We start from the raw sequence: 20,032 nt of genomic DNA, 5'->3' as shown, positions 1-20,032 counted from the left end.
GGTCGGGGGTCTGGTGGGGCGGGGTGGTCAGCGCTCTTCGCGGAAGTCGGCGTGCCGGCCGACCACGGGGTGGTACGTGCGCGGCACCAGGCGGCCGGGGTCGGTGCGCCGGTTCTCGCACGTCACCCGGGTGAACCCGGTGCCCGCCGTGGAGCGGAGCTCGATGGCCGGGCGGATCTCGTTGCATGTCATGCCGGATAGTATATGACAACGGTTTTCATTTTCGATACCGTACGTCGAGCATCACACCCAGCCAACGAGGAAGGCGGCAGCACCCATGTCGGCCCACTGCCAACTGACCGGCGCCAAGCCGGGATTCGGCAACACCATCTCCCACTCCCACCGGCGCACCTCGCGTCGCTTCGACCCCAACATCCAGCGCAAGCGCTACTGGCTGCCCGGCGAGGGACGCCACGTCCGCCTGACGCTCAGCGCCAAGGCGATCAAGACGGTGGACGCGATCGGCATCGAGGCCGCCGTGGCGCGCATCCGCGCACGAGGAGGGAAGGTCTGATGGCGAAGCGAAGCAAGATCGCGAAGAACGAGAAGCGCAAGGAGACCGTCGAGCGGTACGCCGCCCGGCGGGCCGAGCTCAAGGAGGTCATCCGCCGTCCGTCCTCCACCGCGGCCGAACGGGACGCCGCCTTCGCCGAGTTGCGGCGCCAACCGCGCGACGCCAGCGCCACGCGCGTACGCAACCGCGACAGCACGGACGGCCGCCCCCGCGGCTACCTGCGCAGGTTCGGACTCTCGCGAGTACGGACGCGCCAGCAGGCACACGCCGGATTCCTGCCCGGAGTGACCAAGTCGTCCTGGTAGACGAGGACTCGGCGACACCACCGGACGGCACCCGGGCGCGCGAACCGCAGGCGTCCGTCGGAAACGGACGCCACGAGTGTTCAGGGCCGCTCTCGTCCGCGTGCGGAATCCCGCGGGCCCGCGAGGGGAACCCGGGGCCGAGCCGGGAGGACCGGCTCAACCGCCCGCAACCGGCCCGAGATCCAAGCCTGCGGGGCGCCGCGAAACCTCGCGGCGCCCCACTCTTCGTCTCCCTCCCCGTCCGTCGCCTACCCGGCCGCCTCCGGCAAGGGCCGCACCGCCGGCGCCGAACCTGGCCGCGTACGGCCAGTTCGTACGTACCCGGTTCGGTGAAGACCCAGTTGACGTGGGTGTGTGCCTCGGGCGGCAGCGTGGAGGAGTCCTGCGCGTCGAGGCCGTCGGTCGAGTCGATGTGGCCGGTGGGGTTGCCGAGCGTGTCGGTGAGGTAGACGTGCAGGTCGCCCGGTGCCGAGGTTGTCGCCGGCTTCGACGAAGGAGCGGTGGAGAGCGAACGCTCTCCACCGCCGGAACACAAGGCCTCCTACCTGGTCTTGACCCGCAGGAAAGTGACCGAATAGGCGGGGAAGGTGTACGTGAAGTTCCGCCCGATGCCCTCCAGCGTCGACCTGCGCGGCTGGATCGGGGAGGCGTCGGCGCCGTTCACCGCGTCCGGTGCGCCCGCCAGGGTCGTCAGGCGGGCCGTCGAGGCGATGTTCGCGGTGCCGAGGTCGATGCTCGTGCGGGCCGCGGTGGCCTGGGCGTTGACGACCTTGACGACCAGGTCGTCCTTGTCCCTGGTCACCACCTGGCGGAACGGCTCGGCGGTCTTGTCGTCGGTGAAGGAGCCCCACTTCTGGCCGTCGAGGTAGAGGGTGACCTGCCGGCCCCGTACCTGGACGCGGACGTCGTAGGTGCGGCCCGTCTCGATGGTCGTGGGGCTCTCCAGCAGGGTCTGCTTGCCTCCGTCGGCGGTCTTCTCGACGGCGGAGCGGGTGTTGCCCCAGCCGCCGAGGTTCCACCAGTAGTGGTGGCCGGTGTCGCGTACGCCGAAGGCGACCAGGAAGCCTTCCCTGCCGGACTTCTTCGTGGCCTTGACCTTCAGGTCGTAGTTCTGCCAGCCCGCGTCGCCCGCGGTGACCAGGGTGTTCTCCGCGGTCTCGTCGGACTGGACGTACGCTCCGTCCGCGACGGCCCAGGTGCCGCGTCCGGCCGCCGGCGTCCACCGGGAGTCCCCGGCGGAGAAGTCGTCCTTCAGCAGGGTGGTGCCGTCCTCGCCGGTCACCTCGACGTCGTCGTAGGCCGCGCTGGTGGCCCAGGTCGACAGGCCGATCGCGCCGGTGATCGGTCCGGAGACGGCCGGGGTGGCGGAGGCGCGGCTCGGCACGACCCGGTCACCGGTGTTGTTCATGAACAGCTTCTGGACCTCGTAGCTGGTCGAGCCCCAGGAGCGGTCGTTGTCGAACCAGATCATGTCCGGCCGCCACTGGTTCTTCTGCACGTCGGCCAGCAGCGGGGCGTAGGAGGCGAGTTTGACGACGTCGGCGTTGCGTTCGAGGCCGGTCATGAACGCCGCCTCGGACAGGGCGTTGGAGAAGCGGTTGTCGCGGGAGGCGTACTCCCCGAGGAACACCTTGGGGCCCGTACGGTCGTAGGAGTCGTAGCGGTTGTTGTTCTCCAGGAACCACTGCGGGGTGTTGTAGTAGTGCTCGTCGACCAGGCCGACGCCCGCCCGGCGGTTGAGGTCCCACAGCCGGTCGAAGACGGCGCCGCTGGAGGCGGGGCCCGAGTTGGAGACGACCGTGATCTGCGGGTACCTGGCCTCGATCGCCTTGCGGAACTCGGTGAAGCGGGCGAAGAAGGCGTCGGGCAGGTTCTCCTCGTTGCCCACGGCCAGGTGGGTCAGGCCGAAGGGCTTCGGGTGGCCCATCTCGGCCCGCTTGCGGCCCCAGGTGGAGGTGACGGGGCCGTTGGCGAACTCGATCAGGTCCAGGGTGTCCTGGATGTGCCGCTTCAGGAGAGCGGGGTCGTCGGTGGCCTGGTTCTGCCCGCAGCCGGTGACCAGGGCGGGCACGACGGGCAGCGGCATCGCGCCGATGTCCTCGGCGAACTGGAAGTACTCGTAGTAGCCCAGACCGTAGCTCTGGTGGTAGCCCCAGAAGTTCGCGTTCACGGCCCGCTGTTCGACCGGGCCGATCGTGTCCTTCCACTGGTAGGAGCGGCGGCGTTCCCAGGTGGGTGCCTCGTAGGCGTAGTGGCTGCCGGTGTTGACCAGGCAGCCGCCCGGGAAGCGCAGGAAGCCGGGGTCCAGGGCGGCGATCTTCTCGGCGAGGTCCTTGCGCAGTCCGTTCTTGCGGCCCTTGTAGGTGTCCCGGGGGAAGAGGGAGACCATGTCGAGGCGTACGGTCCCGGCGCCGGAGGCCGTCACCGCGAGCCGGCCCGCCGTGGTGGTCACCTTGGGGACGAGCGTGCCGGTGTACTTGGTCCACCGGTCGCCGCGTACGGCGATGCCCAGTGGCTCGGACAGGACGGTGCCGTCGCCGGAGCGGAGCTCGGTCGTCAGACGCGTACCGGCCGCGTCGTCCGTGCGCGCCCAGACGGAGAAGTCGTAGCGTGCGCCTTCCTTGAGGGCCATGCCGGCGCCGTAGCCGCTGTTGACGATGCCGAAGCGGCCGGTGGTGCCGCCTGTACCGGAGAGGTTCAGGCGCAGGTGGTTGCGGTTGCGTTCGTTCAGCCGCCCGTCGTCGTCGACGACCTGGAGGGTGCCGGTGGCACCGCCGGACGCGGTCTGCTGCCAGGAGGTCAGCGGGGTGTAGGACCGGTTGTCGACGGGGCTGTACTCGAAGGAGCGGTTCTGTACGAGTTCGGCGTAGAGGCCGCCGTCGGCGGCGTTGTTGATGTCTTCGAAGAAGACGCCGTACATGGTGGGGTCGATCGCCGGACCCGTGCGGTCCGCGTCCACGGAGATCGTGTAGTCCGTCACGGCGGTGTCCTCCGCCGCCGCCGGGGAGTGGGCGAGGAGACCGGCGGCCAGTGAGGTGGCGAGCAGGCCACCGGTGAGGACACCGGTTCTTCCGGTGGTGCGGGTGCGCGTGCGCAAGGCGGCTCTCCTTGAGGTGGACGGTGGTGGGCGTCGTGCTCTCGGTGCGCGGTGCGCCGGCGGGGCGCGCCGCAGCCATGGCGGTGTGGTCACACGGTGGGGGGGTTGCCGTAGTAGGCGTCCGGACCGTGCTTGCGCGTGAAGTGGCGGTCCAGGACGTGCTGCGGGGGTTCGACCGTGCCCAGGGCGATGGTGTGGAGGGCCATCTCGGCCACCGCCTCGCAGATGATGGCGTGCTCCAGGGAGGCAGTGGCGTCGGCGCCCCAGGTGAAGGGGCCGTGGTGGGCGACCAGGGCGCCGGGGACCTCCCTGGCCCGGGTGTCGTCACGGCCCAGCAGGTCCACGATGACCTGGCCGGTGTTGTACTCGTAGTCCGTGGCGCACTGCTCGGGGGTGAGGGCCTCGGTGACGGGGACGGGACCGTTGAAGGTGTCGGCGTGGGTCGTGCCGAGTACGGGTATGGGGCGCCGGGCCTGGGCGAAGGCGACGGCGTGGGTGGAGTGCGTGTGGGTCACGCCGCCGATGGAGGGGAAGGCCAGGTAGAGACTGCGGTGGGTCTCCGTGTCGGTGGACGGTCGCAGGTGGCCGTCCACGACGCTCCCGTCGGACAGGGAGACGACGACCAGGTCCTCCTCGCTCAGCACGTCGTAGGCCACCCCCGACGGCTTGATGACGAAGACGCCGGCCTGTCGGTCCACACCGCTCACGTTGCCCCAGGTGAGGGTGGCGAGCCCGGCTCGGGGGATGCGGAGGTTGGCTTCCAGTACCTCTCGGCGCAGTTCCCTGGAAACGGTCGTGCTCACGGAGGACTCCGTCCTGGTGGGGGTGGAGGCGGTGGTGGCTGGAGTGTTCACAGGCTCTGGGCCAGACGGTGGTAGGCCTGGCTCCAGCGCAGTTCGCGTGTGAAGCGCCGGATGGTGGTGTCCTCGTCGATGACGGCGAGCTCGGTCCGCAGCATCTCGGCGAGGTCTTCGAGCTCCTCGCCGCCGAGAGCGGTGGTCAGGACGGTGTGGTGCGGTGCCCCGGCCGTCAGCCAGGCCTCGGTGGACGTGCGCAGGTCGGGGCGGGGGCGCCAGACGGCGCGGGCGACGGGGAGCCGGGGCAGCGGCTCGGGCGGGGCGACGACGTCGATGTGGTTGGCGACGAGGCGGAACCGGTCGCCCATGTCGGCGAGGCCGACGACGACGGCCGGGCCGGGGTCCGCGTCGAAGACGAGGCGGACCGGGTCCTCGCGTCCGCCGATGCCGAGCGGGTGGATCTCGCAGGTGGGCGTGGCCGTCGTGAGGGAGGGGCAGACCTCGAGCATGTGGGCGCCGAGGATGAGCTCCTGGCCGGGCGTGAGGTCGTAGGTGTAGTCCTCCATGAAGGAGGTGCCGCCGGGCAGGCCGTGGGCCATCGCCTTCAGTGTGCGCAGCAGGGTGGAGGTCTTCCAGTCTCCTTCGCCGCCGAAGCCGTAGCCGTCCGCCATCAGGCGCTGCACGGCGAGGCCGGGCAGCTGGCGCAGGCCGCCGAGGTCCTCGAAGTTGGTGGTGAAGGCGCGGAAGCCGCCTTCCGTGAGGAAGGTGCGCAGGCCGGCTTCGATGCGGGCGGCGTAGCGCAGGGAGTCGTGGCGCTCGCCGCCGGGCCGCAGCTCGGGCGCGAGGGCGTAGAGGTCCTGGTACTCCTTGACGAGGGCGGTGACGGTGTCGTCGGGGGCGGCGTCGACCGCGGCGACGAGGTCGTTGACGCCGTAGGTGTTGACCGAGACCCCGAACCGCAGCTGCGCCTCGACCTTGTCGCCTTCGGTGACGGCGACGTCGCGCATGTTGTCGCCGAAGCGGGCGAGCTTGAGGGTGGTCAGTTCGGAGCGGCCGACGGCGGCGCGGGCCCATCCCGCGATGCGGTCGACGACGGCGGGGGTGGAGACGTGACCGGCCACGGTCTTGCGCGGGACGCCGAGGCGGGTCTGGACGAAGCCGAACTCGCGGTCGCCGTGGGCGGCCTGGTTCAGGTTCATGAAGTCCATGTCGATGGTGGACCAGGGCAGTCGGCGGTTGGCCTGGGTGTGCAGGTGCAGCAGCGGCTTGCTCAGGGCGTCGAGGCCGGCGATCCACATCTTGGCCGGGGAGAAGGTGTGCATCCAGGCGATCAGGCCGATGCAGCGGTCGTCGGCGTTGGCCTCCAGGCAGACCGCGCGGATGGCGGCCGCGTCGGTGAGGACCGGCTTCCACACGAGGCGGACGGTCATCTGGGGCTGGTCGGCGAGGGTCTCGCAGATGGCGCGGGACTGGTCGGCGACCTGGGCCAGGGTGTCGTCGCCGTAGAGGGCCTGGCTGCCGGTGAGGAACCAGATCTCGCGGTCGGGCTGGGCGGGCGTCATGTCGGGTGTGCTCCTCGGAGGTGCTGGGGCGGAGAGGTCGGGCCGGGGCGGGACCCGGAGAGTCGGGGAGGCGGGCCGGTCAGCCGGCGGTGGCGACGCGTGCGGTGTTGCGGATCCGCCGCAGGCGGTGCAGGAGGAGGTCCGGCCCGGTGCCGAAGTGCTCGTGCAGGGCGCGGTACTCGGCGAACAGCGCGTCGTAGGCGTCCGCCCGCGCGGTGTCGGGCACGTACGCGTGGCGCTGCACGCTTCCCATGACGGAGGCGGCGGTGCGGACGTCCGGGTAGGCGCCCGCGGCGACGGCGGCGTGGATGGCCGAGCCGAGCGCCGGCCCCTGTTCGGAGGTGCCGAGGGAGACGGGGCGGCGCAGGACGTCGGCGTGGATCTGCATGAGCAGCGCGTTCTTCTTCAGGCCTCCGGTGACGATGAACTCCTCGACGGGGATTCCGCCGTCCTCGAAGGCCTCGACGATCATCCGGGTGCCGTAGGCGGTGGATTCGAGCAGGGCTCGGTAGACGTCTTCGGGCCGGGTGTCGAGGGTGAGGCCGGCGATGACTCCGGAGAGGTGGTGGTCGACCAGGGGGGAACGGTTGCCGTTCATCCAGTCCAGGGCGACCAGGCCGTGCGCGCCGACCGGCTGGTCGGCGGCCTTGCGGGTCAGGAGCTGGTGGAGGTCCTCGCCCGACGCCTCCGCCTCGGCGCGGTAGGGGTCCGGGACGCCCTGCCGGAGCCACCAGGCGAAGATGTCGCCGACCGCGCTCTGGCCGGCCTCGTAGCCGTAGGCGCCCTCGACGATGCCGCCGTCGACGACCCCGCAGATGCCGGGGATCTCCGCGAGGGCGGCGCCGTTGAGGACGTGGCAGGTGGAGGTGCCCATGATGGCGAGCATCCGCCCGTTCTCGACGGCGCCCGCCGCGGGCGCGGCCACGTGGGCGTCGACGTTGCCGACGGCGACGGCGATGCCCTCGGGGAGGCCGGTCCAGCGCGCGGCCCGGCCGCTCAGTGCGCCGGCGCGGGAGCCCAGGGGTGAGAGCGGGTGCTCCAGGCGCGTGGCGGGGAAGTCGGCGAAGTCCGGGTGGAGTCGGGCGAGGAAGCCGGGCGAGGGGTAGGCGCCGTCCTGGTGGATGCCCTTGTAGCCGGCGGTGCAGGTGTTGCGGGACTCGGTGCCGGTCAGCTGCCAGACGATCCAGTCGGCCGCCTCGATCCAGCGGGCACAGGCGGCGTAGACGGCGGGGTCCTCCTCCAGGACCTGCAGGGCCTTGGCGTACTGCCACTCGGAGGAGATCCTGCCGCCGTACCGTGCGATCCACTTCTCGCCGTGGGCGTGGGCGAGGGCGTTGATGCGGTCGGCCTGCCCCTGGGCCGCGTGGTGCTTCCACAGTTTGGGCCAGGCGTGCGGGCGGTCGGCCCACTCGGGCGTCAGGGCGAGCGGGGTGCCGTCCGGGGTGGTCGGCAGGACCGTACAGGCGGTGAAGTCGGTGGCGATGCCGATGACGCGGGCGGGGTCGACTCCGGCGGCGGCGACCGCCGCCGGAACGGCGGTGCGCAGGACGTCGCGCCAGTCCTCGGGGTGCTGGAGGGCCCAGTCGGGGCGCAGGGGGGCGCCGGTGGAGGGGAGGCGGTCCTCGATGACGGCGTGGCGGTACTCGTGGACCGCCGAACCGAGTTCGGCGCCGTCCCGGACCCTGACCACGACGGCGCGCCCGGAGAGGGTGCCGAAGTCGACTCCGATCGTGCAGGCCTCGGGGTGGTGAGGGTCCGCGGGGCCGGGAAGGGCGTGTGTGGTCACGATGTGGTCTCTCTCGTCATGAGCAGGGGCCGGAGGAGCATCCCGATTGTTAACGCTCACAATTGGATTGGACAAGGGTTGCGTGCTGTTCTGCCGAACATTCGGAAAGAAATCAGCCTTCTGAAGTGAGCGCTCACTTCAGGGCAGGAGAGGGCCGGCCGCGCCGCGACCAGCCCAGCAGGACAGGGGGCGGGGCCGGCGCTGCGCCCGCGCGGGCGGACCGACGGCACGTGCGCCGACTGGACGGGAGGCGGGAGCCGACGGGTGCGCCCGCGCGGGCGGCCCGGCGCGCACCGTTGAACGGCAGACAGGAGGCCTGCCGCCGGACGGCAGGCCCGTCACCGGACGACAGGCGGCAGACCCGTCGCCCGGCGGCAGACGGCAGACCCGTCGCCGGACGGCAGGCGGAGACCCGTCGCCCGGCGGCAGGAAGCGGTGGCGAGAGTCGCCGTGAGTGTCAGGCCTCGCTCGAAGGGCGCGTGCTCGCGCGCATGATGAGCTGCGGTTCCACCAGGAGGCGCTCGGCCTTCTGGGCGCGGCCCTCGATGTGGTCCACCAGGAGCCCGATGCTCCGGCGCCCGATGGCGGCGAAGTCCTGACGGACCGTCGTCAGCGGCGGAGGGAAGTACTCGGCCTCCGGGATGTCGTCGAAGCCGGCGACGGCCACCTGCGAGGGGGTGCGGATCCCGACCTCGCGCAGCGCCCGCAGGACGCCGAGCGCCATCTGGTCGTTGGCGACGAAGACGGCGGTGACCGGTGTCGCTCCGCGGCGGGCCAGGGCGAGACCGGCGAGTTCCTGTCCCGCCCGGTACCCGGACAGCGGGCTCCAGTCCCCCGTCAGTACGCGCGGAGGCCGGATGCCGCTCTCCTCCAGGACGGTGCGCCATCCCGCGGTGCGGGCCTCGCTCTCCAGCCAGTCGTCGGGGCCCGCCACGTGCCAGACGGTGCTGTGCCCGGCGGCGAGCAGGTGCTCGGTGACCATGCGGGCGCCGAGCTCCTGGTCGAGGGAGACGCCGGGCAGGTCGAGCTGATGACCGCCCTCCACGGTGACCACAGGGAAGGGCGCGTCCAGTTCGGCGAGCGCCTGCACGTGCGAGCGCTGCGGGGTGATGGCGACGACGCCCTCCACGCCCCAGGCCGCGAGGTGGTCGATGGCGTCCTTGAGCCCCTGCCCCTCCCCGGTGCGCAGACTGACGGTCGAGACGAGGTAGCCCTGCTCCCGGGCCGCCTCCTGCAGGCCGGTCATGGTGCTGGCAGGGCCGTACAGGGCGGTGTTGACGGCGATGACGCCCAGCGTCCTCGTACGGCGCGTCACCAGGGCGCGTGCGGCGGAGTTGCGGCGGTAGCCCAGCCGCTCGATGGCCAGGGTGACCTGCTCCCGGGTGGCCGCGCGCACGTTGGGGTGGCCGCTCAGCACCCGGGAGACGGTCTGGTGGGAGACCCCCGCCTCTCGTGCGACGTCGGCCATCGTCGGCGGGCGGACGTCTTCCGCGGGATGCGCCACGTTCGCCTCCCTTCTCCCTGCTTACGGCTGTGTATCGATGCGAGAAAAACCTTAGCGCCTCTTGTATCACGCCGTTGTGAGCGCTAACAATCTAGCTCGACCGGGGCGTCGACGCCCTGGCCACCCAGCCGGAACGGTGCCGTCCCGGTGGTGCGAGGACACGCGCTGCCGCCGATCCCGTTCCGGTCCGAGCCGCCCTCCACGACGGGATTGCCAGGTAACGCCCATGAAGAAGTTCCGATCCGTATCCGCCCTCCTGGCCGTGACCACGAGCTGCGCCCTGCTCCTGACCGCCTGCGGGCAGAACAGCGAGGGCGGCAGCCAGGAGTCGAAGGACAAGAAGGACCTCACCATCGGCATCGCCATGCCCACCAAGTCCTCCGAGAGGTGGATCGCCGACGGCCGGAACATGACCGCGAGCCTGAAGAAGGCCGGCTTCTCCACGACCCTGCAGTACGGGGAGGACGACCCGGACCAGCAGGTCGCCCAGATCGAGAACATGATCACCCAGGGCGTCGACGCCCTGGTCGTGGCCGCCATCAACGGCGAGGCCCTGTCCAACGTCCTCCAGCAGGCGGCGGACGCCCACATTCCCGTGATCTCCTACGACCGGCTCATCCTGGGCTCCCCGCACGTCGACTACTACGCCTCCTTCGACAACGAGAAGGTCGGCGAGCTCCAGGCCACGTACATCGTCGAGAAGCTGGGGCTGAAGAGCGGATCGAAGAAGGGCCCCTTCAACATCGAGCTGTTCGCCGGGTCCAACGACGACAACAACACCAAGTACTTCTTCAACGGCGCCATGAAGGTGCTGAAGCCCTACCTCGACAAGAAGCAGCTGGTCGTGCGTTCCCAGCAGACCCGGCTCAACCAGGTCACCACGCTGCGCTGGGACGGCGGGACGGCGCAGAAGCGCATGGACGACCTGCTGACCTCCACGTACTCCACGGCCCGGGTCGATGCCGTCCTCTCCCCCTACGACGGCATCTCCATCGGCATCCTGTCCGCCCTGAAGTCCGACGACTACGGCAGCGCCGCCAAGCCGCTGCCGGTCGTCACCGGCCAGGACGCGGAGGTCGCCTCCGTGAAGTCGATCATCGCGGGGCAGCAGACGCAGACCGTCTACAAGGACACGCGGGCGCTCGCGCAGGTCGCCGCGGACATGGTGACCGCCGTCCTCGCCGGCAAGAAGCCCGAGACCAACGACGAGACCACCTACGACAACGGCAAGAAGGTGGTCCCGGCCTTCCTGCTCGACCCGGTGAGCGTCGACAAGTCGAACTACAAGAAGGTCCTGGTCGACTCCGGTTACATCGACGCCGGGGAACTGCGGTGACCCCCTCCGCGGCCCACTCCCCCGACGCTCCCGCCCCGGTCCCGTCCCCCGCCGGCCCCGTCCTCGAAATGCGGTCCATCGTCAAGACCTTCCCGGGCGTCAGGGCGCTCTCCGAGGTGACCCTGTCCGTGGAGCGCGGCGAGGTGCACGCCCTGTGCGGAGAGAACGGTGCGGGAAAGTCGACCCTCATGAAGGTCCTGTCCGGCGTCCATCCGCACGGGACCTACGAGGGGGAGATCCTCTTCGACGGCGAGCCGTGCCGTTTCAAGGACATCAGGGCCAGTGAGCAGCACGGCATCGTCATCATCCACCAGGAGCTCGCGCTCGTTCCCTACCTGTCGATCGCCGAGAACATCTTCCTCGGCAACGAGCCGTCCCGGAGGGGGATCGTCGACTGGCGCGAGGCGCTGCGCCGGGCGTCCGAACTGCTCAGGCGGGTCGGTCTCGACGAACACCCCGAGACCCGGGTCGCCGACATCGGTGTCGGCAAGCAGCAGCTCGTGGAGATCGCGAAGGCGCTGGCGAAGAACGTCCGGCTGCTGATCCTCGACGAGCCCACCGCGGCGCTCAACGACGAGGACAGCGCGAAGCTGCTGCGGTTGATGCGGGAGCTGAAGGGCCAGGGCATCACGTCGATCATCATCTCGCACAAGCTGAACGAGATCGCCCGGATCGCCGACTCCGTCACCATCCTGCGCGACGGTCGCTCCATCGAGACCCTCGACGTCAGGGATCCGGCCACCACCGAGGAACGCATCATCCGCGGCATGGTGGGGCGGGACCTCGACAGCCGTTTCCCCGACCGCACGCCGTACGAGGGCCCGGCCGACGCCGCCCCGGTCCTGGAGGTCCGGGACTGGACCGTGCGTCATCCGCTCGACCGCGGCCGCAAGGTGGTCGACGGGGTCTCGCTCCGGGTCCGCCGCGGGGAGATCGTCGGCGTCGCGGGCCTCATGGGAGCCGGCCGGACCGAACTCGCCATGAGCGTCTTCGGCCGTTCCTACGGCCACTACGAGCGGGGCGCCGTGTTCAAGGACGGCCGCGAGGTACGGACGCGTACGGTCCCCGAGGCGGTCGCCCACGGCATCGCGTACGTCACCGAGGACCGCAAGCACTACGGGCTCGACCTCGGCGACTCCGTGAGCCGGAACATCTCGCTCGCGTCCCTCGGCGCCCTCGCCCGTCGCGGAATCGTCGACGGGCACGAGGAACGCAAGGTGGCCGAACGGTTCCGGCGGACCATGAACATCAAGGCTCCGAACGTCCTCGAACCGGTGGGGCGCCTTTCCGGCGGCAACCAGCAGAAGGTCGTCCTCAGCAAGTGGATCCTCGCCGGACCGGACGTCCTCATCCTCGACGAGCCCACGCGCGGAGTCGACGTGGGAGCCAAGTTCGAGATCTACACCGTGATCGACCGGCTCGCCGCCGAGGGCAAGGCGATCCTCTTCATCTCCTCCGAGCTGCCCGAACTGCTCGGCATGTGCGACCGCATCTACACCATGGCCGCCGGGCGGCTGACCGGCGAGGTCACCCGCGAGGACGCCACGCAGGAAGTGCTGATGCGGCACATGACGCAGGACTCCCCCGCACCACCGGCGGTCACCGCAGGCGCCGCCTCCAGCGAAGGACACCAGGCATGAGCACCGACATCGGCATGAAGACGACCACCCCGGCGCCCCCGGGCGGCGGGTCCCCGTCCACCGGGGCATCGATGGCCCGGATGCTCCTGGACGGCGTCCGGAAGAACATGCGCCAGTACGGGATGCTCTTCGCGCTCGGCCTGATCGTGCTCCTGTTCCAGATCTGGACGGGCGGCGACCTCCTGCTGCCGCGCAACGTCTCCAACCTGGTGCTGCAGAACAGCTACATCCTCATCCTGGCCATCGGCATGATGATCGTCATCATCTCCGGGCACATCGACCTGTCGGTGGGCTCCCTGATGGCCCTGGTCGGCGGCATCGGGGCGGTGCTCATGGTCGAGCACCACGTCTCCTGGCCCGTCGCGGTGCTCCTCACCCTGCTCCTCGGAGCCGTCGCCGGCGCCCTGCAGGGATTCTTCATCGCGTACGTCGGCATACCGTCGTTCATCGTGACCCTCGCCGGCATGCTGCTGTTCCGCGGGCTCACGGAGATCTTCCTCAAGGGGCAGACGCTCGGCCCGTTCCCGGACGGACTGCAGAAGATCGCCAACGGCTTCCTGCCGGAGGCGGGGCCGCGGACCAACTACCACAACATCACCCTGCTGCTCGGCATGGGACTGATCGCCTACGTGGTCTTCCAGGAGGTGCGGGACCGCCGCCGCCAGCGGGAGTTCGCCCTGGAGACGCTCCCCACCGGCCTGTTCGCGCTGAAGGTGACGGCACTGGTCGCCGCCGTCCTGGTCACGACCCTGCTGCTCGCCAGCTACAAGGGCGCCCCCGTGGTCCTCCTGATCCTGGCCGTGCTGCTGGTCGGCTTCGGCTACGTGATGCGCAACGCGGTGATCGGCCGCCACGTGTACGCGATCGGCGGGAACCTGCCCGCCGCGAAGCTGTCCGGGGTCAAGGACAAGAAGGTGACCTTCGCGGTGTTCCTCAACATGGGAATGCTCGCGGCGCTCGCCGGGCTCGTCTTCGCGGCGCGCTTCAACGCGGCCTCGCCGAAGGCCGGCGTGAACTTCGAACTCGAAGCCATCGCCGCCGCGTTCATCGGCGGGGCGTCCATGAGCGGCGGCGTGGGGACCGTGCTGGGAGCCATCATCGGCGGCCTGGTCCTCGGCGTGCTCAACAACGGCATGAACCTGGTGGGGGTGGGCACCGACTGGCAGCAGGTCATCAAGGGCCTCGTGCTGCTCGCGGCGGTCGGCTTCGACGTGTGGAACAAGCGAAGGGCAGGCGCCTGACGCCGCTCCGGACACGGCTGTGCCCGCCGGTTCCTCCACCGGCGGGCACAGCCGTGTCGACGTGTTCGCACGCGGTCAGTCGCGGGCGTCGAACCGCAGGACCGTCCTCGACCGGTACTCGTCGCCGGGTCGCAGCACCGGGGACGGGTCACCGGGGCGGTTCGGGGAGTCGGGGAAGTGCTGGGTCTCCAGCGCGATGCCGGCGGCCGCCCGGTAGGGCGTACCGCTCTTGCCGAGGACCGTTCCGTCGAACTGCCCCGCGGTGTAGACCTGGAGGCCGGGCTCCGTGGTCAGCACCTCCATGCGGCGGCCCGTGGCCGGGGCGTGGAGGACGGCGGCCCGGCGGAGGGTGCCGTCGTCGTGCGGGCTCAGGACGAAGTTGTGGTCGTACGCGCCGCCCGCGTCGGGGCGGGCCAGGGCTTCGGCGATCCTGAGCGGCCGGCGGAGGTCGAACGCGGTGCCGGAGACGGGGCGGTGGTCCCCGCGGGGGATGAGGTCCGCGTCGACCGGTGTGTAGTGCGTGGCGTCGACGGCCAGTTCGTGGTCGAGGACGTCGCCGGCGCCCTCGCCTTCGAGGTTGAAGTAGGCGTGGTTGGTCAGGTTGACCGGGGTGGGCGCATCGGTGACCGCGGCGTAGGAGAAGGAGAGTTCGCCGCCGCGGCCGACGAGACAGCTGACGGTGACGTCCAGGTTTCCCGGGAATCCCTGGTCGCCGTCGGGGCTGCGGAGGTGCAGGAGCACACCGGTCCACTCCGGGGTGTGCACGCTTTCGGCTTCCCAGAGCCGGGTGTCGAAGCCGTCGGTTCCGCCGTGCAGGCAGTGGCCGTCCTCCTGTGTGGTCAGCTGGTACGGCTTCCCGTCCAGGGAGAACCTGCCTCGTGCGATGCGGTTGGCGTAGCGGCCGACGGTGGCGCCGAAGTACCGGGCGGCGTCGGCCGTCCGGGCCGGGTCGCGGGGGGCGAGGACGACGTCGGCCGGGGTGCCGTGCCGGTCCGGCACCCACAGCCCGTGGAGGCGGGCGCCGCGGGTGTGCACCTCCGCCGTGAGTCCGCCGGGAAAGCCGAAGGTCCATCGTTGCCCGGCGTCCGTGCCGGGGTGGCAGACCGGTGGGCCTCCGGTGGAAGGGGGCGGGGACGGGTTCATGGGAGTTCCTTGCTCGAAGTGGGATACGCCCGGGAAGGGGGGAGCAGGGTTCCCTGCTCCCCCCTTCCCGGGCGGTCGTGTTCAGCGGCCCGCTCGGGATTCGGTCTCGGCCGGGAGGTCGGGAGGTCTATTCCGTCGGGAGGTCTATTCCGTCGGGAGGTCTATTCCGTCGGGCGGGACCCTCCGAAGAGGCGCTGGAGGAGGATGAAGACGAACAGCAGACCGCCGATGACGATGCGCGTCCACCACGAACTGAGCGTGCCCTGGAAGCTGATGACGGTCTGGATCAGGCCGAGGACCGTCACGCCCAGTGCGGTCCCCAGGACGAAGCCGGAGCCTCCGGTCAGCAGCGTTCCTCCGATGACGGCGGCCGCGATGGCGTCGAGTTCCATGCCGACGGCGTGCAGGGCGTAGCCGGACAGCATGTAGAAGGTCAGGAGCAGGCCGCCGAGGGCGGAGCACAGACCGCTCACTGCGTAGACCGCGACCTTGGTGCGTCCCACGGGCAGGCCCATGAGACGGGCCGAGGACTCGTTGCCGCCCAGGGCGTAGACGGTGCGGCCGAAGCGGGTGTGGTGCAGGAGGACGAAGGCGAGCACCAGCACGACCAGGGCGATGACCACGGCGGGTGAGACGAACAGCCCCCCGGGCAGGAGCACCCGTGTCTGGGCGATCCGCGTGGTCGTCGGGTCGGTGATCGAGATGGACTCGGTGCTGATCATGTAGCAGAGGCCGCGGGCGAGGAACATGCCCGCGAGGGTGACGATGAAGGGCTGGATCTCGAAGGTGTGGATCACCCAGCCCATCAGGGCGCCGCCTCCCGCTCCCACCAGCAGGACCAGGGGCACCGCCAGGGCGAGCGGCACGCCGTTCCGTTCGACGAGCCAGGCCGTCAGCATGGTCGACAGGGCCACCATGGAGCCGACGGACAGGTCGATCCCGCCGGTGAGGATGACGAACGTCATGCCGATCGCGACGACGAGCAGGAAGCCGTTGTCGATCAGGACGTTGAGCAGGACCTGCGCGGAGAAGAAGCCTTCGTACCGCAGGGAGCCGATCGAGAACATCGCGATCAGCAGAGTGCCCGTCACCATGAGCGGCAGGCGGGTGGCGTGCCGTACCGAGAACCGGTGGAGCGGTGTGGTGAGGGAGCTGAGGGTGGTGCTCACGGGTGGACCTCCTGCCGGCGGGCCGCCGTGTCGCCGGCCGCGGGGGCGGGGTCCGGGGCGGCCGGTCGGCGACGGCGTGAGAGTCGCGCGCGGAACGCGGGCGACTGGACGAGACACACGACGATGACGACCAGGGCCTTGAAGACGAGGGTGGTCTCCGGCGGTACGCCGAGGGTGTAGATCGTGGTCGAGAGGGTCTGGATGATCAGCGCGCCCAGGACCGTCCCGCCGAGGGAGAAACGGCCGCCCGTGAGGGCGGTGCCGCCGATGACCACGGCGAGGATCGCGTCCAGCTCGATCCACAGGCCCGCGTTGTTGCCGTCGGCGCTGGACACGTTGGAGCTGATCATCAGGCCGGCCACCGCGGCGCACACGGCGCTGACGACGTAGACCATGACCAGGAGTCCGGCCGCCCTGATGCCGACGAGTCGGCTCGCGACGGGGTTGCCGCCCACCGACTCGATGAGCATGCCGAGCGCGGTCCGCCGGGTGACGAGGGAGGTGACGGCGACGAGGGTGGCGGCGAGCAGGACGGCGAAGGGGAGGGTGAGCCAGTAGCCGCCGCCGATCATCTTGTAGGCGCTGCTGGACACGCTGATGATCTGGCCGTCGGTGATCAGCTGGGCCACGCCGCGTCCGGCGACCATGAGGACCAGCGTGGCGACGATGGGCTGGACGCCGAGCCGGGCGACGAGGAAGCCGTTCAGCAGTCCGATCGCGGCGGCCACGCCGACCGCCACCGCGATCGCCGCCATGACGGTGGGCAGGCTTCCGGGGTCCTTCGCGGTGGCGATGTGCTCGCACGCGAGGGCGCCGGCGATGGCGACCGTCGAGCCGACCGACAGGTCGATGCCCCGGGTGGCGATGACGAGCGTCATGCCGAGCGAGACCAGGATCAGAGGGGCGCCGAACTGGAGGATGTCGACGAGGCTGCCGTACAGGTGTCCGTTCTGGACGCGGACGGCGAAGAAGTCGTGGGTGAGCGCGACGTTCCCCAGCAACAGGGCGGCCAGGACGGCGGCGGGCCAGAACAGGCGGTGCTCGGTGAGCCGCCGGGCACCGGGCGCCCGGGCCGGGAGGGCCCCGGCGCCCGTGTCGTCAGGTGGTGTCATGAGGTGGCTCCGGTGGCGATGGCGCCCAGTATCCGGTCGGGCGTCAGGGTCGTGTCGTTGGGGAGGGTGGCGACGAGCCGGTGGTCGCGCAGGACGCCGACCCGGTGGCTCAGCCGCAGCACTTCCTCGAGTTCGGCGGAGATGAACAGGACCGCGGTGCCCTCCGCGGCCAGGCGGGTGACGAGTTTCTGGATCTCCGTCTTGGCACCGATGTCGATGCCCCGGGTGGGTTCGTCCAGGATCAGCAGCTCGGGGTCGGTGAGCAGCCACCGGGCGAGCAGCACCTTCTGCTGGTTGCCGCCGCTGAGGTTGCGGACCTGCGCCTCGGGGTCGGCCGGGCGGATGTCGAGGACCTCGGTCCACCGGGCGGCGATCTCGTCCTGTCGGGTGCGGGAGAGGGGTTTGGTCCAGCCGCGTGCGGCTTGGAGGGCGAGCACGATGTTCTCGCGGACCGTGAGTTCGCCGATCAGGCCCTCCGCCTTGCGGTTCTCCGAGCAGAAGGCGATCTTGTGGGCGATCGCGGCGCGCGGCGAGCGCAGTGCGGCGTGTTCGCCGTGGATCCGCAGCTCGCCCCCGTCGGCGGGGTCGGCGCCGAAGAGCAGCCGGGCCGCCTCGGTGCGTCCGGATCCGAGGAGCCCGGCCAGGCCGATGACCTCGCCGCGGTGGATGTCCAGGTCGTACGGCTGGATGGAGCCGGTCCGGGTGAGCCCGCGGGCGCTCAGGAAGGGGGCGTCCGCGGACTCGGGGGTGGCCGCGGCGCCGGTGTGGGACGTCTCGGCCAGTTCGTCGAGGGTGCGCAGTTCGCTGCCGACCATGCGGTGGACCAGGGTGACGGGTGTCAGCTCGTCGATCCGGTACTCGCCCTCGAGGCGTCCGTTGCGCAGGACGGTCACCCGGTCGCACAGGTCGAAGACCTGGTCGAGGAAGTGGGTGACGAAGAGGATCGCGACGCCCCGGTCGCGGAGGCGCCGCACCAGGGCGAACAGTTGGGCGACTTCGTCCCGGTCGAGGCTGGAGGTGGGCTCGTCCAGGACGAGGACCTTCGCCTTGACGTCCACGGCGCGTACGATCGCGACGAGTTGCTGGACGGCGAGGGAGTGCGCGCTCAGCGGCAGGCGGACGTCGAGGTCGAGTTCCAGCTCGGTGATGAGGTGTGCCGCGCGCTGGTGGAGGGCCGACCAGTGGACAAGACCCAGGCGCCTGGGTTCACGGCCGATGAGGATGTTCTCGGCGACCGAGAGGTTGGGGCAGAGGTTCACCTCCTGGTAGACCGTGCTGATTCCGGCGTGCTGTGCCTCCAGCGGTTCGGCGAACCGCTGGAGGCCGCCGTCGACGGAGACCGTTCCCGCGTCGGGCGGGTGGACCCCGGTGAGCACCTTGATGAGGGTCGACTTGCCTGCGCCGTTCTCGCCCATCAGCGCGTGGACCTCGCCCGGGAAGAGGCGCAGGTCCACGCCGTCGAGGGCGAGGACTCCGGGGAAGGCCTTGCGGATGCCGCGGGCCTCCAGGACGGGCGGGCCGGTGCGGGTGAGTGCGCGGGGGGTGGGTGGGGCTGCCATCCGCCCTCCTCTCCTGAGGGATCGGGGGTGGCACGAGGGCCGCCCCCGGTCTGGTGCGGGCGGAAGGTCAGTACTGGCGGCCGGGCAGGGCGGCCGCGGCCTGGTCCTGGGTGTAGACCCCCTCCTTGACCTCGACCCGCCGCGGGACGCTCTCCCCCGCCGCGACCTTCTTGGCGAGTTCCATGAGCTGGTCACCGAGGAGCGGGTTGCACTCGACCACCACGTTGATCTTCTTCTCCTGCATGGCGACGAAGGCGTCCTTGATGCCGTCGACGGAGATCACCTTGATGTCGACGCCCGGCTTCTTGCCCGCCTCCTCGATGGCCTGGATGGCGCCCAGGGCCATGTCGTCGTTGTGGGCGTACAGGACGTCGATGTCCTCGTGGGACTTGAGGAAGGCCTGCATGACCTCCTTGCCCTTGGCGCGGGTGAAGTCCCCGGTCTGGGAGGCGACGACCTTGAACTTGGGGTCGCCCTTGATGACGTCGGCGAAGCCCGCCTTGCGGTCGTTGGCGGGTGCGGAGCCGGTGGTGCCCTGGAGTTCGACGAGGTTGACGGGGGCGGAGGTGCCCTCGTACTCCTTCACGAGCCACTTGCCGGCCTCCTGTCCCTCCTTGACGAAGTCGGAGCCGAGGAAGGTCCGGTAGAGGGAGGTGTCCTGCGAGTCGACCGCGCGGTCGGTGAGGATCACGGGGATGCCGGCGTTCTTGGCCTCCTTCAGGACGGTGTCCCAGCCGGACTCCACCACCGGCGAGAAGGCGATGACGTCCACCTTCTGCTGGATGAAGGTGCGGATCGCCTTGATCTGGTTCTCCTGCTTCTGCTGCGCGTCGGAGAACTTCAGCGTGATGCCGGCCTTCTCGGCCGCCTCGCGTACGGACTTGGTGTTGGCGGTGCGCCAGCCGCTCTCGGCTCCCACCTGGGCGAACCCGAGCACCAGCTTGCCGTCGGAGGAGCCCTTGCCGGCGCCGCCGGTGGCCGCGGGCTCGGTGGTGCAGGCGGTCAGCACACTGCCGGCCAGGGCGGCGGCGGCGATGATGCGGAGGGCTCTGTGGGCCATGTCGTGGTTCCTCTCGGGACGTGCGTCGTGCCAGGCGGGGCCCTGAAGGTGATGGGCCCGGTGAAGGCGTGGTCGCGCAGGGGTGGTTGAGCCGGATGGGGCAGGGCGAAGCGTCGGCCCCGACGAGCGGCGGGCTGCCGAATGCGACACATTGTGAGCGCTAACAGAGACGTAACTCAAGGGGTCGCACGGGAGTTACCCGTTCTT

16 protein-coding genes and 1 pseudogene are annotated in these 20,032 nt (G+C 70.5%); 5 read left to right on the top strand and 12 right to left on the bottom strand.

Translation table 11 applies throughout. The features are described from left to right. Positions 1-27 precede the first annotated feature (27 nt). Entirely contained in the window at positions 28-192 is a 165-nt protein-coding gene (gene rpmG, locus ABZ318_RS19835; RefSeq protein WP_356903767.1) for a 50S ribosomal protein L33, read from the bottom strand. An 85-nt stretch (positions 193-277) separates the two neighbouring features. On the opposite strand from rpmG, the gene rpmB reads away from it, so the two are divergent. Continuing rightward, positions 278-514, top strand: coding sequence for a 50S ribosomal protein L28 (gene rpmB, locus ABZ318_RS19830; protein WP_356903766.1), 237 nt, complete (start codon positions 278-280; stop codon positions 512-514). Next, on the top strand, positions 514-819 hold the full coding sequence (gene rpsN / locus ABZ318_RS19825) for a 30S ribosomal protein S14 (RefSeq protein ID WP_356903765.1): 306 nt from the start codon (positions 514-516) through the stop codon (positions 817-819). Before rpmB ends, rpsN begins: the two co-directional genes overlap by 1 nt. Positions 820-1,114: 295 nt before the next feature. Here the strand turns inward: rpsN and ABZ318_RS19820 are convergent. The 6 genes and pseudogenes from ABZ318_RS19820 to ABZ318_RS19795 all read right to left on the bottom strand — a co-directional run. Continuing rightward, positions 1,115-1,354: pseudogene (locus ABZ318_RS19820) on the bottom strand (TIGR03769 domain-containing protein); the annotation flags it as partial. A 6-nt stretch (positions 1,355-1,360) separates the two neighbouring features. Next, complete coding sequence (locus ABZ318_RS19815; protein WP_356903789.1) at positions 1,361-3,850, bottom strand: alpha-L-arabinofuranosidase C-terminal domain-containing protein; 2,490 nt, start codon at positions 3,848-3,850, stop codon at positions 1,361-1,363. 155 nt (positions 3,851-4,005) lie between these two features. Further along, complete coding sequence (araD, locus tag ABZ318_RS19810; RefSeq protein WP_356903764.1) at positions 4,006-4,719, bottom strand: L-ribulose-5-phosphate 4-epimerase AraD; 714 nt, start codon at positions 4,717-4,719, stop codon at positions 4,006-4,008. 47 nt (positions 4,720-4,766) lie between these two features. Then, on the bottom strand, positions 4,767-6,275 hold the full coding sequence (gene araA, locus ABZ318_RS19805; RefSeq protein ID WP_356903763.1) for an L-arabinose isomerase: 1,509 nt from the start codon (positions 6,273-6,275) through the stop codon (positions 4,767-4,769). 79 nt (positions 6,276-6,354) lie between these two features. Continuing rightward, complete coding sequence (gene araB / locus ABZ318_RS19800) at positions 6,355-8,061, bottom strand: ribulokinase (protein ID WP_356903762.1); 1,707 nt, start codon at positions 8,059-8,061, stop codon at positions 6,355-6,357. Positions 8,062-8,518: 457 nt separating this feature from the next. Continuing rightward, positions 8,519-9,565 carry a LacI family DNA-binding transcriptional regulator gene (locus ABZ318_RS19795; RefSeq protein ID WP_356903761.1) on the bottom strand — a complete coding sequence of 349 codons (1,047 nt, stop codon included), beginning with the start codon at positions 9,563-9,565 and terminating at the stop codon, positions 8,519-8,521. A gap of 226 nt (positions 9,566-9,791) precedes the next feature. On the opposite strand from ABZ318_RS19795, the gene chvE reads away from it, so the two are divergent. The 3 genes from chvE (at position 9,792) to mmsB (ending at position 13,782) form a co-directional block, all read left to right on the top strand. After that, positions 9,792-10,901 (top strand): multiple monosaccharide ABC transporter substrate-binding protein, encoded by a 1,110-nt coding sequence (chvE, locus tag ABZ318_RS19790; RefSeq protein WP_356903760.1) that lies wholly within the window; start codon positions 9,792-9,794, stop codon positions 10,899-10,901. A 68-nt stretch (positions 10,902-10,969) separates the two neighbouring features. Continuing rightward, a complete protein-coding gene (gene mmsA / locus ABZ318_RS19785) occupies positions 10,970-12,541 on the top strand; it encodes a multiple monosaccharide ABC transporter ATP-binding protein (protein WP_356903788.1) in 1,572 nt (523 codons plus the stop codon). Further along, entirely contained in the window at positions 12,538-13,782 is a 1,245-nt protein-coding gene (mmsB, locus tag ABZ318_RS19780; protein WP_356903759.1) for a multiple monosaccharide ABC transporter permease, read from the top strand. The genes mmsA and mmsB overlap by 4 nt, the downstream gene beginning before the upstream one ends. 75 nt (positions 13,783-13,857) lie before the next feature. Here mmsB and ABZ318_RS19775 read toward each other — a convergent pair whose 3' ends face one another. The 5 genes from ABZ318_RS19775 to ABZ318_RS19755 all read right to left on the bottom strand — a co-directional run bounded on the left by ABZ318_RS19775 (position 13,858) and on the right by ABZ318_RS19755 (position 19,825). Beyond that, positions 13,858-14,925, bottom strand: a complete 1,068-nt coding sequence (locus ABZ318_RS19775) for an aldose epimerase family protein (RefSeq protein ID WP_356903758.1) — start codon at positions 14,923-14,925, stop codon at positions 13,858-13,860. Between the two features lie 161 nt (positions 14,926-15,086). Then, entirely contained in the window at positions 15,087-16,094 is a 1,008-nt protein-coding gene (gene yjfF / locus ABZ318_RS19770) for a galactofuranose ABC transporter, permease protein YjfF (RefSeq protein ID WP_356903757.1), read from the bottom strand. After that, complete coding sequence (locus ABZ318_RS19765) at positions 16,091-17,206, bottom strand: ABC transporter permease (RefSeq protein ID WP_356903756.1); 1,116 nt, start codon at positions 17,204-17,206, stop codon at positions 16,091-16,093. Before ABZ318_RS19765 ends, yjfF begins: the two co-directional genes overlap by 4 nt. Beyond that, positions 17,203-18,765, bottom strand: a complete 1,563-nt coding sequence (locus ABZ318_RS19760; protein ID WP_356903755.1) for a sugar ABC transporter ATP-binding protein — start codon at positions 18,763-18,765, stop codon at positions 17,203-17,205. The genes ABZ318_RS19765 and ABZ318_RS19760 overlap by 4 nt, the downstream gene beginning before the upstream one ends. A gap of 67 nt (positions 18,766-18,832) precedes the next feature. Further along, complete coding sequence (locus ABZ318_RS19755) at positions 18,833-19,825, bottom strand: ABC transporter substrate-binding protein (RefSeq protein WP_356903754.1); 993 nt, start codon at positions 19,823-19,825, stop codon at positions 18,833-18,835. Positions 19,826-20,032 lie beyond the last annotated feature (207 nt).

The organism is Streptomyces sp. NPDC006197 (assembly GCF_040613865.1).
Classification (GTDB): domain Bacteria; phylum Actinomycetota; class Actinomycetes; order Streptomycetales; family Streptomycetaceae; genus Streptomyces.
The sequence above is the reverse complement of the archived record's forward strand: the minus strand, read 5'-3'. Positions and strand labels throughout refer to the sequence as shown.